Here is a 15,588-nt window from a genome sequence, read left to right on the forward strand (position 1 = left end):
GGGCGCGGCCGAGTAAGCAAGACATCCGGTCGCGGAACGCCGCGACCGGATGCGACAAATTCTACGGCCAGTGGGCCGACCACTCAGCGGGCATTTGGCCCGCGTTAGATGCAAGGGGTTTTCGAGGACCCCGAAAAGGAGAACGGCATGAACCAAGAGGTCATGAATCTCTTCAATCCGCAGGCGCCGGCGCAGGTGTTCGATTCCATCCGGATATCGCTCGCCAGCCCTGAGAAGATTCTGTCCTGGTCGTTCGGCGAGATCAAGAAGCCGGAGACCATCAACTACCGCACCTTCAAGCCGGAGCGTGACGGTCTGTTCTGCGCGCGCATTTTTGGCCCGATCAAGGACTATGAATGCCTGTGCGGCAAGTACAAGCGCATGAAGTACAAGGGCGTCATCTGCGAAAAGTGCGGCGTCGAAGTCACGCTGTCGCGCGTTCGCCGCGAGCGCATGGGCCACATCGAGCTGGCGGCACCTGTCGCTCACATCTGGTTCCTGAAGTCGCTGCCGTCGCGCATCGGCACGCTGCTCGACATGACCCTGAAGGACATCGAGCGCGTCCTCTACTTCGAGAACTACATCGTCACCGAGCCTGGCCTAACCGCGCTGAAGGAGCACCAGCTGCTCAGCGAGGAAGAGTACATGATCGCCGTCGACGAGTATGGCGAGGATTCGTTCACCGCCATGATCGGCGCCGAGGCCATTCATGACCTTCTGGCCGGCATGGACCTGGAGAAGATCGCCGGCGACCTGCGTTCGGAACTGGCTTCGACCACGTCCGAGCTGAAGCAGAAGAAGTATCTGAAGCGACTCAAGGTCGTCGAGAACTTCATGGAGTCCGGCAACCGTCCGGAATGGATGATCATGAAGGTGGTTCCGGTGATCCCGCCGGACCTGCGCCCGCTGGTTCCTCTGGATGGTGGACGTTTCGCGACGTCCGACCTGAACGATCTCTATCGCCGCGTCATCAACCGCAACAACCGTCTGAAGCGGCTGATCGAGCTGCGCGCCCCCGGCATCATCGTGCGCAATGAAAAGCGCATGCTGCAGGAAGCCGTCGATGCGCTGTTCGACAACGGCCGTCGCGGCCGCGTCATCACCGGCGCCAACAAGCGTCCGCTGAAGTCGCTGTCCGACATGTTGAAGGGCAAGCAGGGCCGGTTCCGCCAGAACCTGCTCGGCAAGCGCGTCGACTATTCGGGCCGTTCGGTCATCGTCACCGGTCCGGAGCTCAAGCTGCACCAATGCGGCCTGCCGAAGAAGATGGCGCTCGAACTGTTCAAGCCGTTCATCTACGCCCGCCTCGACGCCAAGGGGTTCTCCTCGACCGTCAAGCAGGCCAAGAAGCTGGTCGAGAAGGAGCGTCCGGAAGTCTGGGATATCCTCGACGAGGTCATCCGCGAGCATCCGGTGCTGTTGAACCGTGCACCGACGCTGCACCGCCTCGGCATCCAGGCGTTCGAGCCGATCCTGATCGAAGGCAAGGCGATCCAGCTGCATCCGCTGGTCTGCACGGCCTTCAACGCCGACTTCGACGGCGACCAGATGGCCGTTCACGTGCCGCTCTCGTTGGAAGCGCAGCTTGAAGCCCGCGTGCTGATGATGTCGACCAACAACATCCTGCACCCGGCTTCCGGCGCGCCGATCATCGTGCCTTCGCAGGACATGGTCCTGGGTCTCTACTATCTCTCGATCGTCAATCAGAACGAGCCGGGCGAAGGCATGGTGTTTGCCGACATGGGCGAACTCCAGCACGCGCTCGAGACCAAGGCGGTGACGCTGCACTCCAAGATCAAGGGTCGTTTCCGCACGGTCGACGCCGAAGGCAAGGTCGTGTCGAAAATCTACGACACCACGCCTGGCCGCATGATCATCGGCGAGCTGCTGCCGAAGAACGTCAATGTGCCTTACGAGACGGCCAACCAGGAGATGACCAAGAAGAACATCTCCAAGATGATCGACACCGTCTACCGCCACTGCGGTCAGAAGGAGACGGTCATTTTCTGCGACCGCATCATGGCCCTCGGCTTCAGCCACGCCTGCCGCGCCGGCATTTCGTTCGGCAAGGACGACATGCTGATCCCGGACGCCAAGATCAAGCTGGTTTCCGACACCGAGGCTTTGGCCAAGGAATACGAGCAGCAGTACAATGACGGCCTGATCACGCAGGGCGAGAAGTACAACAAGGTCGTCGACGCCTGGGCCAAGTGCTCGGAAAAGGTCGCCGACGAGATGATGGCCCGCATCAAGGCCGTCGAGTTCGAGGACAGTGGCCGTCAAAAGCCGATGAACTCGATCTACATGATGTCGCATTCGGGTGCGCGTGGTTCGCCCACCCAGATGCGTCAGCTCGCCGGCATGCGCGGCCTGATGGCAAAGCCCTCGGGTGAAATCATCGAGACGCCGATCATCTCGAACTTCAAGGAAGGCCTGACCGTGCTCGAGTACTTCAACTCGACCCACGGCGCCCGCAAGGGTCTGGCCGACACCGCCTTGAAGACGGCGAACTCGGGCTACCTCACCCGTCGTCTGGTCGACGTGGCGCAGGACTGCATCGTCAACTCCGTGGATTGCGGCACCGACAAGGGCCTCACCATGCAGCCGATCGTCGATGCCGGTCAGGTCGTCGCTTCGGTCGGCCAGCGCGTGCTGGGCCGCACCTCGCTCGACGACATCACGCATCCGGTTTCGGGTGAGGTTCTGGTCAAGGCCGGAACGCTGATGGACGAACGTGACGTGGAAAAGATCGAAAAGGCCGGCGTGCAGTCGGTCCGCATTCGCTCGGCACTGACCTGCGAGGTCAGGATCGGCGTCTGTGCGGTCTGCTACGGACGCGATCTTGCCCGCGGCACCCCGGTCAACCAGGGCGAAGCCGTCGGCGTTATCGCGGCGCAGTCGATCGGCGAGCCGGGGACCCAGCTCACCATGCGTACCTTCCACATGGGCGGTACGGCGCAGGTGGTGGACAGCTCGTTCCTTGAAGCCTCGTATGAGGGCAAGGTCGAGATCCGCAACCGCAACGTGGTGCGCAACTCGGACGGCCAGCAGATGGTCATGGGCCGCAACATGGCGGTGCTGATCCTCGACGAAGCCGGCAAGGAGCGTGCCTCGCATCGCCTTACCTATGGTTCGCGCATCTTCGTGGACGATGGCGACAAGGTGAAGCGCGGCCAGCGTATCGCCGAATGGGATCCCTATACCCGCCCCGTCCTCACCGAAATCGAGGGCAAGGTGTCGTACGAGGATCTGGTCGACGGCATTTCCGTTCAGGAAACGGCCGACGAATCGACCGGCATCACCAAGCGCGAGGTTATCGACTGGCGCTCGACGCCACGCGGCAACGACCTCAAGCCGGCGATCGCCATCCTTGACCCGAAGGGCAAGGTCGGCAAGCTGTCGAAGGGCGGCGACGCCCGCTTCCTGCTCTCGGTCGAGGCCATTCTTTCGGTCGAGCCGGGTTCGCAGGTTCGTCCCGGCGACGTTTTGGCGCGTATCCCGATGGAAAGCGCCAAGACCAAGGACATCACCGGCGGTCTGCCGCGTGTTGCCGAACTGTTCGAGGCACGTCGTCCGAAGGATCACGCCATCATCGCCGAGATCGATGGCACGATCCGCTTCGGCCGCGACTACAAGAACAAGCGCCGCATCATCATCGAGCCGCATGACTCGACGCTTGAGCCGGTCGAATACCTGATCCCGAAGGGCAAGCCGTTCCATCTCCAGGACGGCGACGTCATCGAGAAGGGCGACTACATCCTCGACGGCAATCCGGCGCCGCACGACATCCTGGCGATCAAGGGCGTGGAAGCACTTGCTTCCTACCTCGTGAACGAAATCCAGGAAGTCTACCGTCTGCAGGGCGTGTCGATCAATGACAAGCACATCGAGGTGATCGTTCGCCAGATGCTGCAGAAGGTCGAGATCACGGTGCAGGGCGACTCGACCTACATTCCGGGCGACCACGTCGACGTGATCGAACTGGAAGAGGTCAACGAGCGCCTGGTTGAGGACGGCAAGAAGCCGGCCGAAGGCCAGCCGGTGCTGCTGGGCATCACCAAGGCCTCGCTGCAGACGCCGTCCTTCATCTCGGCCGCCTCCTTCCAGGAGACGACCAGGGTGCTGACCGAAGCTGCGGTTGCCGGCAAGACCGACATGCTGCAGGGCCTGAAGGAAAACGTCATCGTCGGCCGGCTGATCCCGGCCGGTACCGGCGGCACGATGAGCCAGATCCGGCGCATCGCCACCTCGCGCGACGAACTGATCATCGACGAGCGCCGCAAGGCCTCCGGTGTCGAGGTCGCTGAGCCGATGCTGACCGACATGGTCAACGCCGCGCAGTAAGCGCGGTAGGACGAGAAGAAGGAAGGGGGCCCCAGTGGCCCCTTTTCGCGTTTTGACCCCCAATCGAATCGAGGAAAACATGAGCAAGAAGGTTTGGACTGACGTCGACGACTACATCGTTTCCTCTCTCTTCGAGGCAGATCCCATCCTCGAAGCGGTGCTTGCGGCCAACCGCGACCAGGGCCTGCCGGCCATCGACGTATCGCCGGCGCAGGGCAAGCTGCTGTCGCTGCTGGTCCGCATCAGCGGCGCCAGGAAGGTGCTGGAGATCGGCACGCTTGGCGGCTACTCGACCATCTGGATGGCAAGGGGATTGCCCGTCGGCGGCAAGATCGTGACGCTCGAACTCGAGCCGCATCATGCAAAAGTCGCGCACTCGAATCTCGAGCGGGCAGGGGTGTCGGACAAGGTCGAGCTCAGGATCGGCCCCGCGCTTCAGTCGCTTGAGACGCTGGTTGCCGAAAATGCCGCTCCGTTCGATCTGATCTTCATCGACGCCGACAAGCCGAACAATCCGAATTATCTGTCATGGGCCATGCGCCTGTCGCGGCCGGGGACGGTCATCATCTGCGACAACGTCATCCGCGACGGCACCGTGCTCAACGACGATGGCCGTGACGCGTATGTCGAAGGCGCACGCGGTGCGTTTTCCTTCATCGGCGGCGACAATGGCCTGGACGGCACCGCCATCCAGACCGTCGGCGCCAAAGGCTATGACGGGTTTGCGATTGCGATCGTCGAGTAAGGCTGCATGGTGAGTGTCCGGACTGCGGTCCGGCAGAACTCATCGCTCAATCGAAGAACGCTTCCACCACATTGCGCTTGCCGAGCATGAACGCGTCGGCGACGTGCTGCAGGGGTGCCAAATCGACATCGGAGACGCCGTCGCGTACGACTTCGGCGAAGCGCCGGTAAAGCTGGGGGTATTCGGCCTCCGGCTCGTCGTGAACCAACTTGCCGTCGATGGCAAGCTTGGTGCCGCCGCCGGACAGCACCATCTTGCCCTTGTCGGTGTCCGCCCGGATGTCCCAGCTCTGTGGTCCCGTCTGCAGCCAGTCAAGCTCCATGGTCACCGGCAACCCATCCGAGGTGCGGAAGGTCACGTGGGCCGCCACAGGCGAGGCGCGGTTTTCCGGGAAGTCGAGGACGGCCGAGGTGATGAACATCGCCGGCAGGATGTGGGTTGCGATCGACAGTGCGTTTATGCCGGGATCGAAGACGCCGAAACCGCCCGGCGCCCAGATCCAATCCTGGTTCGGATGCCAGCGGCGGACATCTTCCTTCCAGACGATGGCGGCCGAGTTGACCTTGGCCGACGCCAGGAAGGCACGCGCGGCTTCCACCGCCGGCGCGTAGCGCGAATGCCAGCTGGCGAACAGTGAGACGCCACTGGCTGCCGCCAGCCGCTTCAGGTCCTCGACCTCGCTGACGGTGGCGCCCGGCGGCTTCTCCAGGAAAACATGCTTCTTCGCCATCAGCGCGGTGCGTGCCGCGTCGTAGCGGAACTGCGGCGGCATGCACAGCGAGACGGCCTCGAGGTCGGGCACCGCGTCGAGCATCGCCTCAATGGTCGGAAAATTCGGGATGCCGTCCACCTTGCCGTGCCGGCTGGCAGCGGCGATGAGGCGGTAGTCCGCATCCTTGGCCACTGCCGGCAGATGCTGGTCGCGCACGATCTTGCCGACGCCGACGATGCCGAGCTTGATGGGACCATTGTTCGAGGGCATGGGGACTCCGCGGATTCGAATTTGGCTTGTTAAGTCGCTTGGTTCTTAGCAGAGAACCGGTGCCGGGCAAGCCGGCGCGGTACAGGCGCAAGCAGCCTGTGACGCTCAGAGCGGCACGTCAAACGTGACGATCGACACCTCACCTTCGAGGGCACCCTGAAAGGCTGACAGATGCGGCTCCTCGTCGGGTTCGCCGTCCATATCGCCGATCTGGTCGAGCTCGACTTCGGCATAGCCTTCGGCCGCAAGCGATTCGAGCACCCGGCGCACGGCCGAATCGTCGTCGGGCGCAACCAGCATCACATGGACGCCTTCCGGCTTGCCGCCCTTCTTTTTCCAGACCCGGCCGGTGACGATGGTGACCGGGCGTTCCTCATTGTCGTTCACGGGCTGATTCCTCTTGAGGCGGGGGCGGGCGAGGGGTTTCGGGCTGTCCATGGCGCCTTTTGCCATGAAGAACCCGCGCATGACAGCCAAAAGCCGGTCACTTTCTTGTCTGCCCCGGTCACTTTCTTCCTCTGCCTTGCAAAACGAAGAAAGAAAATTACATGCGTTTTTCGCATGGCTGCCAAGCCGTCGTCAGCGCGCAATATTTGGCGTGCCGGGGTTGACGGTTCACGGTCTTGCGAGTAGAAGCCGCCCAGTCAGAACCGATGTGAGGCTCTCCCTTCCGAAGCGACACGCTTTGGAGTTTGCCTCAAACAGGGTTCGTTTTACGAGCGAAAAGACATTTCCGGCGCGCATGAAGCGGTTCCCGCTTCCTCTGCATTTTGTTCGGGCAGGACCGCGAGGCGCGGTTTATGGCCCGAATTTGCGTATGGAATTGGCGCTTTGAGCGGCCCTGACCGGGCGAGACACGGAATTGAGAGACAAGAGGGTTTAATGCCTACCGTCAACCAGCTGATCCGCAAGCCGCGCATTGCGCCGGTGAAGCGCAACAAGGTCCCGGCCATGCAGCAGAACCCGCAGAAGCGGGGCGTCTGCACGCGCGTCTATACAACGACGCCGAAGAAGCCGAACTCGGCACTGCGCAAGGTGGCCAAGATCCGCCTGACCAACGGCTTTGAAGTGATCGGCTACATCCCCGGCGAAGGCCACAACCTTCAGGAACACTCCGTGGTCATGATCCGCGGCGGCCGCGTCAAGGATCTTCCGGGCGTGCGCTACCACATCATCCGCGGCGTGCTCGACACGCAGGGCGTGAAGAACCGCAAGCAGCGCCGTTCGAAGTACGGCGCCAAGCGTCCGAAGTAAGGGGCGTCCGAAGTAAGATTTTCCGGCCCTGGCGCTGCTTGAATGCGTCGGGCTACGAGATTGAGAGACAAAAGCCATGTCGCGTCGTCACAGTGCAGAAAAGCGTGAGATCAATCCGGACCCGAAGTTCGGCGATCTGATCGTTACCAAGTTCATGAACGCCGTTATGTATGACGGCAAGAAGTCGGTTGCCGAGACCATCGTCTACGGTGCGCTCGACCAGGTTCAGTCGAAGACCAAGCAGGAGCCGGTCACCGTCTTCCATCAGGCGCTCGACAATGTCGCGCCGCATGTGGAAGTCCGGTCGCGCCGCGTCGGCGGCGCTACCTACCAGGTTCCGGTCGATGTGCGCCCCGAGCGCCGTCAGGCCCTGGCGATCCGCTGGCTGATCGCCGCGGCCCGCAACCGCAACGAGACCACCATGGTCGACCGCCTCTCCGGCGAGCTGATGGACGCGGCCAATAACCGCGGCACCGCCGTGAAGAAGCGTGAAGACACCCACAAGATGGCAGAAGCCAACCGCGCTTTCGCACACTACCGCTGGTAAAGCGCGAACGAGACTGAGAAGGCATCCAAGATGGCCCGCGAATATAAAATCGAAGACTACCGCAATTTCGGTATCATGGCGCATATTGACGCCGGCAAGACGACGACCACCGAGCGCGTCCTCTATTACACGGGCAAGTCGCACAAGATCGGCGAAGTCCACGACGGCGCTGCCACCATGGATTGGATGGAGCAGGAGCAGGAACGCGGCATCACGATCACGTCCGCCGCCACCACGACCTTCTGGAAGGGTCGCAGCGGCAAGATGTACCGCTTCAACATCATCGACACTCCCGGACACGTCGACTTCACCATCGAAGTCGAGCGTTCGCTGCGCGTGCTCGACGGCGCCATTGCGCTGCTCGATGCCAATGCCGGTGTCGAGCCGCAGACCGAGACTGTCTGGCGCCAGGCCGACAAGTATAAAGTTCCGCGCATGATCTTCTGCAACAAGATGGACAAGATCGGCGCCGACTTCTACCGCTCGGTCGAGATGATCGGCTCGCGTCTTGGTGCGCATGCCGTCGTCATGCAGCTGCCGATCGGCGCCGAGACCGAGTTCAAGGGTGTCGTCGATCTCGTCGAGATGAACGCGCTGGTCTGGCGCGACGAGACGTTGGGCGCTGCCTGGGACGTCGTCGAGATCCCTGCCGACCTTCAGGCCCGGGCCGAAGAATACCGCGAGAAGATGATCGAAGCCGCCGTCGAAATGGACGAGACGGCCCTCGAGAATTACCTCGAAGGCAAGATGCCGTCGAATGACGAGATCCGCGCGCTGATCCGCAAGGGCACCATCGCGGTCAAGTTCTACCCGATGTTCTGTGGCTCGGCCTTCAAGAACAAGGGCGTGCAGCCGCTGCTCGACGCCGTCGTCGAATACCTGCCGTCGCCGGCCGATGTTCCCGCCATCAAGGGCGTCGACGCCAAGACCGATGCCGAGATCGAGCGTCATGCCGACGACAACGAGCCGCTGTCGATGCTGGCCTTCAAGATTATGAACGACCCGTTCGTCGGTTCGCTGACCTTTGCCCGCATCTATTCGGGCAAACTGACCAAGGGCATCTCGGTCGATAACACCGTCAAGGGCAAGAAAGAGCGCATCGGCCGCATGCTGCAGATGCATGCGAATTCGCGCGCCGACGTCGAAGAAGCCTTTGCCGGCGACATCGTTGCTCTGGCCGGCCTCAAGGACACGACCACCGGCGATACGCTCAGCGATCCGCTGCACCCGGTCATCCTCGAGCGCATGGAATTCCCGGATCCGGTCATCCAGATCGCCATCGAGCCGAAGACCAAGAACGACCAGGAAAAGATGGGCCTCGCCCTTCACCGCCTGGCCGCCGAGGATCCGTCATTCCGCGTCAAGACCGACGAGGAAAGCGGCCAGACCATCATTTCGGGCATGGGCGAACTTCACCTCGACATCATCGTCGACCGCATGCGTCGCGAGTTCAAGGTTGAGGCCAATGTCGGCGCGCCGCAGGTGGCTTACCGCGAGACCATCACCCGCAGGCACGAGCAGGACTACACCCACAAGAAGCAGACCGGCGGTACCGGTCAGTTCGCTCGCGTCAAGATCGTGTTCGAACCGAACCCGGAAAGCTCGGAGTTCGAGTTCGAGACCAAGATCGTCGGCGGTGCGGTTCCCAAGGAATACATCCCGGGTGTCGAAAAGGGCATCAACAGTGTCATGTCGTCGGGTCCGTTCGCGGGCTTCCCGATGATCGGCGTCAAGGCGACGCTTATCGACGGCGCTTACCACGATGTGGACTCCAGCGTCCTGGCGTTCGAAATCGCCGGCCGCGCCTGCTTCCGTGAAGCCGCACCCAAGCTTGGCGTGCAGCTGCTCGAGCCGATCATGAAGGTCGAAGTCGTGACCCCGGAAGACTACGTCGGCAGCGTCATCGGCGACCTGAACGGCCGTCGTGGCCAGATCCAGGGCCAGGAAGCTCGCGGCGTGGCTGTCGTCATTAACGCGATGGTGCCGCTGGCCAACATGTTCAAGTACGTCGACAACCTGCGCTCGATGAGCCAGGGCCGCGCGGCCTACACGATGCAGTTCGATCACTATGAGCCTGTGCCGACCGCGGTCGCCCAGGAAGTCCAGAAGAAATACGCGTAACCTGAACGGGTTGCATCGGTAACTTAATTCAAGGCCCGTACGGGCGAGCAGATTGGAGACATCACATGGCAAAAGGTAAATTCGAGCGTAACAAGCCTCATGTGAACATTGGCACGATTGGCCATGTCGATCATGGCAAGACGTCGCTGACGGCGGCGATCACGAAGTATTTTGGCGAATACAAGCGCTACGACCAGATCGATGCGGCGCCCGAAGAGAAGGCCCGCGGCATCACCATTTCGACGGCGCACGTCGAATACGAGACGGCTGCGCGCCACTACGCCCATGTCGACTGCCCCGGCCACGCCGACTATGTGAAGAACATGATCACGGGCGCTGCGCAGATGGACGGCGCGATCCTGGTGGTGTCGGCCGCCGACGGCCCGATGCCGCAGACCCGCGAGCACATCCTGCTTGCCCGTCAGGTCGGCGTGCCGTCGATCGTGGTGTTCCTGAACAAGGTCGACCAGGTCGACGATGCCGAGCTGCTCGAACTGGTCGAGCTCGAGGTTCGCGAGCTTCTGTCGAAGAACGAGTTCCCCGGCGACGACATTCCGATCGTCAAGGGTTCGGCGCTGGCTGCTCTGGAAGACTCCAACAAGACCATCGGCGAAGACGCGATCCGCGAGCTGATGGCTGCGGTCGATGCTTACATCCCGACGCCGGTTCGTCCGCTGGACAAGCCGTTCCTCATGCCGATCGAAGACGTGTTCTCGATCTCGGGCCGTGGCACGGTCGTGACCGGCCGCGTCGAGCGCGGCATCGTCAAGGTCGGCGAGGAACTGGAAATCATCGGCATCCGTCCGACGACCAAGACGACCTGCACGGGCGTCGAGATGTTCCGCAAGCTGCTCGATCAGGGCCAGGCTGGCGACAACATCGGCGCGCTGCTGCGCGGCGTTGATCGTGAAGGCGTCGAGCGCGGCCAGGTTCTGGCCAAGCCCGGTACGGTGAAGCCGCACAAGAAGTTCGTGGCCGAAGCCTACATCCTGACCAAGGACGAAGGTGGCCGTCACACGCCGTTCTTCACCAACTACCGTCCGCAGTTCTACTTCCGCACGACCGACGTGACCGGCATCGTGTCGCTGCCGGAAGGCACGGAAATGGTTATGCCCGGCGACAACATCACGGTCGATGTCGAGCTGATCGTGCCGATCGCCATGGAAGAGAAGCTGCGCTTCGCCATCCGTGAAGGCGGCCGCACCGTCGGTGCCGGCATCGTCGTCACCATCAAAGAGTAATTTAGACTTAAACCGATCTGTCGCGGGCGCAGGATTTGCCCGCGCCGCGCCAGAACAAGGAAGTGACGCATGAACGGACAGAATATCCGCATCCGCCTGAAGGCGTTTGATCACCGCGTGCTCGACGCCTCGACGAAAGAAATCGTGTCGACGGCCAAGCGCACCGGAGCAAACGTCCGCGGCCCCATTCCGCTGCCGACGCGGATCGAAAAGTTCACGGTCAACCGGTCGCCTCACGTCGACAAGAAGAGCCGCGAGCAGTTCGAGATGCGCACGCACAAGCGTCTGCTCGACATCGTCGATCCGACCCCGCAGACGGTCGATGCTTTGATGAAGCTCGATCTGGCCGCCGGTGTCGACGTCGAGATCAAGCTCTAAGGGAATGAGAGCGCGGTAAGGGGCGGTGCCCCTGGCCCGGAACTCTAAAGGAATTGAACCGATGCGTTCAGGTGTGATTGCAAAGAAGGTGGGAATGACCCGCATCTATAATGATGCCGGGGAACATGTTCCCGTCACCGTTCTCCAGATGGAGAACTGCCAGGTCGTGGCTCAGCGCACGCAGGAGAAGAACGGCTATACCGCCGTCCAGCTCGGCGTTGGCCTTGCCAAGGTGAAGAACACGTCGAAGGCGATGCGCGGCCATTTCGCGACCGCTTCCGTCGAGCCGAAGGCGAAGGTCGCCGAGTTCCGCGTCTCCGCCGACAACATGATCGATGTCGGCGCCGAGATCACCGTCGAGCACTTCGTCGCCGGCCAGAAGGTCGATGTGACGGGCACGACGATCGGCAAGGGTTTCCAGGGCGTCATCAAGCGCCACCACATGGGTGGTGGCCGCGCGACGCACGGTAACTCGGTTTCGCACCGTACGCACGGTTCGACCGGCCAGCGTCAGGATCCGGGCAAAGTGTTCAAGGGCAAGCATATGGCTGGCCACATGGGCGACACCCGCGTCACCACACAGAATGTCGAGATCGTTTCGACCGACGCCGATCGCGGCCTGATCCTGATCCGCGGTGCGGTTCCCGGATCGAAGGGCGCCTGGATCCTGGTCCGCGATGCGGCCAAGGTGGCACTGCCGGCCAATGCGCCGAAGCCTGCCGCGATCCGCGCCGTTGCCGCCGAGAGTGGCGCCAAGAACGAGGCTCCGGCCGCAGAGGGAGCAGAATAATGGATCTCAAGATCACAACGCTTGGCGGCAAGGACGCCGGCAAGGTGAAACTCTCCGAGGAGATTTTCGGCCTTGATCCGCGCGAGGACATCCTGCAGCGCGTCGTGCGCTGGCAGCTGGCCAAACGGCAGCAGGGCACGCACAAGGCCAAGGGCCGCGCCGAAATCGCGCGCACCGGCGCCAAGATGTACAAGCAGAAGGGTACGGGCCGCGCCCGTCACCATTCGGCACGCGCTCCGCAGTTCCGCGGCGGCGGCAAGGCCCACGGCCCGGTCGTTCGCAGCCACGAGCACGATCTGCCGAAGAAGGTGCGCGCTCTGGGCTTGCGGCATGCTCTCTCGGCCAAGGCCAAGAGCGCGTCGATCATCATCATCGACGAGCTGAAGCTGACCGAGGCCAAGACGAAGGCGCTGATCGCGAATTTCGCGACGCTGGGCCTGACCAATGCCTTGGTGATTGGCGGTGCCGAGCTTGACCAGAACTTCAAGCTGGCGGCGACCAACATCCCGAACATCGACGTGCTGCCCATCCAGGGCATCAACGTCTACGACATTCTGCGCCGCGGCACGCTGGTCCTTTCGAAGGCCGCCGTCGAGGCTCTCGAGGAGCGCTTTAAATGACCGACCTCCGTCATTACGACGTGATCGTCTCGCCGGCGATCACCGAAAAGTCGACCATGGCTTCCGAGAACAACCAGGTTGTTTTCAACGTCGCCAAGAAGGCGTCGAAGCCGGAAATCAAGGCCGCTGTCGAAGCGCTGTTTGGCGTCAAGGTTACGGCCGTGAACACGCTTGTCCGCAAGGGCAAGATCAAGCGCTTCCGCGGCACGATCGGCCGCCAGAGCGACGTCAAGAAGGCGATCGTGACGCTGGCCGACGGCCAGTCGATCGACGTCGCGACGGGTCTCTGAGCTAGGCCGCGAGGACAGGACAATGGCACTTAAAAAATTCAACCCGGTAACGCCGAGCACCCGCCAGTTGGTCATCGTCGACCGCTCGGGCCTCTACAAGGGCAAGCCCGTCAAGGGCCTGACCGAAGGCCTGACGAAGTCGGGCGGCCGCAACAATCACGGCCGCATCACGGCCCGCTTCATCGGCGGCGGTCACAAGCGTTCGTACCGCATCATCGACTTCAAGCGCCGCAAGTTCGACGTCGTCGGCACGGTCGAGCGCATTGAATACGATCCGAACCGCACCGCCTTCATCGCGCTGATCAAGTATGACGATGGCGAGCTGTCCTACATCATCGCTCCGCAGCGCCTTGCCGCCGGCGACAAGATCGTGGCCGGTGAATCGGTCGACGTGAAGCCGGGCAATGCGATGCCGCTGGCCTCGATGCCGGTCGGCACGATCGTCCACAACATCGAGCTGAAGCCGGGCAAGGGCGCCCAGGTTGCCCGCTCGGCAGGTGGCTACGGCCAGCTGGTCGGTCGCGATCAGGGCATGGCGATCCTGCGCCTCAACTCGGGCGAGCAGCGTGTCGTTCACGGCTCCTGCATGGCCACCGTCGGCGCCGTGTCGAACCCCGACCACGGCAACATCAACGACGGCAAGGCCGGCCGCACGGTCTGGCGCGGCAAGCGCCCGCACAATCGCGGCGTGACCATGAACCCGGTCGACCATCCGCATGGCGGTGGTGAAGGCCGCACCTCCGGTGGCCGTCATCCGGTCAGCCCGTGGGGCAAGCCGACCAAGGGCAAGAAGACGCGGTCCAACAAGGCGACCGACAAGTTCATCCTGCGCTCGCGCCATCAGCGCAAGAGCTAAGAAGAGGTAACGCCAAGTGACTCGTTCTATTTGGAAAGGCCCCTTCATCGACGGCTACCTTCTCAAGAAGGTGGACAAGGTTCGTGAAGGTGGTCGCAATGAGGTGATCAAGATGTGGAGCCGTCGCTCCACCATCCTGCCGCAGTTCGTCGGCTTCACCTTCGGTGTCTATAACGGCCAGAAGCATGTTCCCGTCTCGGTGAACGAGGACATGGTCGGTCACAAGTTCGGTGAATTCGCTCCGACCCGGACCTATTACGGTCACGGCGCGGATAAGAAGGCGAAGAGGAAATAATCATGGGCAAGGCCAAAGCTCCGCGCAGGCTTGCTGACAACGAAGCGCGCGCCGTTCTGCGCACGATCCGTATCAGCCCGCAGAAGCTGAACCTGGTTGCCGCGCTGATCCGCGGCAAGAAGGTCGCGACAGCGCTTTCCGACCTCGAATTCTCGGCCAAGCGGATTTCCGGCACGGTCAAGAAGACGCTGGAATCGGCGATCGCCAACGCGGAAAACAACCACGACCTCGACGTCGATGCGCTGATCGTGGCGGAAGCCTATGTCGGCAAGTCGATCGTCATGAAGCGGTTCCATGCTCGTGGCCGCGGTCGCGCCAGCCGTATCGAGAAGCCGTTCTCGCACCTCACGATCGTCGTTCGTGAAGTCGAAGAAAAAGGGGAGGCCGCATAATGGGTCAGAAAGTCAATCCGATCGGTCTGCGCCTCGGCATCAACCGCACCTGGGATTCGCGCTGGTTCGCGAACACCGGCGAGTACGGCAAGCTGCTGCATGAGGACATCAAGATCCGCAAGTATCTTGAGAAGGAACTCAAGCAGGCTGCGATCTCCAAGGTCGTGATCGAGCGTCCGCACAAGAAGTGCCGCGTCACCATCCATGCGGCGCGTCCGGGTCTGATCATCGGCAAGAAGGGCGCCGACATCGAGAAGCTTCGCAAGAAGCTGATGGAGATGACGAAGTCCGAGACGCACTTGAACATCGTTGAAGTGCGCAAGCCGGAAATCGACGCGACCCTGGTCGCCCAGTCGATCGCCCAGCAGCTCGAGCGTCGTATCGCGTTCCGCCGCGCCATGAAGCGCGCCGTTCAGTCGGCCATGCGCCTGGGCGCCGAAGGCATCCGCATCAACTGCGCCGGCCGTCTCGGCGGCGCCGAGATTGCACGCATGGAATGGTACCGCGAAGGCCGCGTGCCGCTGCATACGCTGCGCGCCGATGTCGACTATGGCACGGCCGAAGCGCATACGGCTTACGGCATCTGCGGCGTCAAGGTCTGGGTGTTCAAGGGCGAAATCCTCGAGCACGATCCGATGGCTTCGGAGCGTCGCGCGACCGAGGGTGATGCTGCGCATGGCGGTGGTGGTGATCGCGAACGCGGTCGTCGTCGCGAAAACGCCTGATTATTTAG

At 62.3% G+C, this 15,588-nt stretch carries 16 protein-coding genes; 14 read left to right on the forward strand and 2 right to left on the reverse strand.

Annotation, left to right across the window (positions count from 1 at the left end):
• Positions 1 to 147 precede the first annotated feature (147 nt).
• The gene (gene rpoC, locus NKI64_RS29915) at positions 148 to 4,344 is read left to right on the forward strand and encodes a DNA-directed RNA polymerase subunit beta' (RefSeq protein WP_023667434.1); all 4,197 of its coding nucleotides are present in this window, start codon (positions 148 to 150) and stop codon (positions 4,342 to 4,344) included.
• A gap of 79 nt (positions 4,345 to 4,423) precedes the next feature.
• Positions 4,424 to 5,089, forward strand: coding sequence for an O-methyltransferase (locus NKI64_RS29920; RefSeq protein ID WP_023702453.1), 666 nt, complete (start codon positions 4,424 to 4,426; stop codon positions 5,087 to 5,089).
• Between the two features lie 46 nt (positions 5,090 to 5,135).
• Here NKI64_RS29920 and NKI64_RS29925 read toward each other — a convergent pair whose 3' ends face one another.
• Both NKI64_RS29925 and NKI64_RS29930 read right to left on the reverse strand, forming a co-directional pair.
• Positions 5,136 to 6,071 carry a Gfo/Idh/MocA family protein gene (locus tag NKI64_RS29925; protein ID WP_023702452.1) on the reverse strand — a complete coding sequence of 312 codons (936 nt, stop codon included), beginning with the start codon at positions 6,069 to 6,071 and terminating at the stop codon, positions 5,136 to 5,138.
• 105 nt (positions 6,072 to 6,176) lie between these two features.
• The gene (locus tag NKI64_RS29930) at positions 6,177 to 6,458 is read right to left on the reverse strand and encodes a hypothetical protein (RefSeq protein WP_023694876.1); all 282 of its coding nucleotides are present in this window, start codon (positions 6,456 to 6,458) and stop codon (positions 6,177 to 6,179) included.
• 495 nt (positions 6,459 to 6,953) lie between these two features.
• Here NKI64_RS29930 and rpsL point away from each other — a divergent pair, with 495 nt between their 5' ends.
• The 12 genes from rpsL to rpsC all read left to right on the forward strand — a co-directional run bounded on the left by rpsL (position 6,954) and on the right by rpsC (position 15,580).
• Positions 6,954 to 7,325 carry a 30S ribosomal protein S12 gene (gene rpsL / locus NKI64_RS29935; protein WP_006333356.1) on the forward strand — a complete coding sequence of 124 codons (372 nt, stop codon included), beginning with the start codon at positions 6,954 to 6,956 and terminating at the stop codon, positions 7,323 to 7,325.
• Between the two features lie 76 nt (positions 7,326 to 7,401).
• Positions 7,402 to 7,872: a 30S ribosomal protein S7 gene (gene rpsG, locus NKI64_RS29940; protein ID WP_008875664.1), complete on the forward strand. Its 471-nt coding sequence runs from the start codon at positions 7,402 to 7,404 to the stop codon at positions 7,870 to 7,872.
• Positions 7,873 to 7,902: 30 nt separating this feature from the next.
• Positions 7,903 to 9,993, forward strand: coding sequence for an elongation factor G (fusA, locus tag NKI64_RS29945; RefSeq protein ID WP_023667430.1), 2,091 nt, complete (start codon positions 7,903 to 7,905; stop codon positions 9,991 to 9,993).
• A gap of 65 nt (positions 9,994 to 10,058) precedes the next feature.
• Positions 10,059 to 11,234, forward strand: a complete 1,176-nt coding sequence (gene tuf, locus NKI64_RS29950; RefSeq protein WP_023723394.1) for an elongation factor Tu — start codon at positions 10,059 to 10,061, stop codon at positions 11,232 to 11,234.
• A gap of 69 nt (positions 11,235 to 11,303) precedes the next feature.
• Positions 11,304 to 11,612 (forward strand): 30S ribosomal protein S10, encoded by a 309-nt coding sequence (gene rpsJ, locus NKI64_RS29955; protein ID WP_010909272.1) that lies wholly within the window; start codon positions 11,304 to 11,306, stop codon positions 11,610 to 11,612.
• 61 nt (positions 11,613 to 11,673) lie between these two features.
• Positions 11,674 to 12,402, forward strand: a complete 729-nt coding sequence (gene rplC / locus NKI64_RS29960) for a 50S ribosomal protein L3 (RefSeq protein ID WP_023682606.1) — start codon at positions 11,674 to 11,676, stop codon at positions 12,400 to 12,402.
• Positions 12,402 to 13,022 carry a 50S ribosomal protein L4 gene (rplD, locus tag NKI64_RS29965; protein WP_023672750.1) on the forward strand — a complete coding sequence of 207 codons (621 nt, stop codon included), beginning with the start codon at positions 12,402 to 12,404 and terminating at the stop codon, positions 13,020 to 13,022. Before rplC ends, rplD begins: the two co-directional genes overlap by 1 nt.
• A complete protein-coding gene (locus NKI64_RS29970; protein WP_023672751.1) occupies positions 13,019 to 13,312 on the forward strand; it encodes a 50S ribosomal protein L23 in 294 nt (97 codons plus the stop codon). The genes rplD and NKI64_RS29970 overlap by 4 nt, the downstream gene beginning before the upstream one ends.
• Positions 13,313 to 13,334: 22 nt before the next feature.
• On the forward strand, positions 13,335 to 14,168 hold the full coding sequence (rplB, locus tag NKI64_RS29975) for a 50S ribosomal protein L2 (protein ID WP_023706515.1): 834 nt from the start codon (positions 13,335 to 13,337) through the stop codon (positions 14,166 to 14,168).
• A 16-nt stretch (positions 14,169 to 14,184) separates the two neighbouring features.
• Positions 14,185 to 14,463, forward strand: a complete 279-nt coding sequence (rpsS, locus tag NKI64_RS29980) for a 30S ribosomal protein S19 (protein ID WP_006205463.1) — start codon at positions 14,185 to 14,187, stop codon at positions 14,461 to 14,463.
• Between the two features lie 2 nt (positions 14,464 to 14,465).
• Positions 14,466 to 14,855 carry a 50S ribosomal protein L22 gene (rplV, locus tag NKI64_RS29985; RefSeq protein WP_006205462.1) on the forward strand — a complete coding sequence of 130 codons (390 nt, stop codon included), beginning with the start codon at positions 14,466 to 14,468 and terminating at the stop codon, positions 14,853 to 14,855.
• Positions 14,855 to 15,580: a 30S ribosomal protein S3 gene (gene rpsC, locus NKI64_RS29990; RefSeq protein WP_023672753.1), complete on the forward strand. Its 726-nt coding sequence runs from the start codon at positions 14,855 to 14,857 to the stop codon at positions 15,578 to 15,580. Before rplV ends, rpsC begins: the two co-directional genes overlap by 1 nt.
• Positions 15,581 to 15,588: the final 8 nt, after the last annotated feature.

Source organism: Mesorhizobium sp. M0478, from assembly GCF_040321305.1.
Classification (GTDB): Bacteria; Pseudomonadota; Alphaproteobacteria; order Rhizobiales; family Rhizobiaceae; genus Mesorhizobium.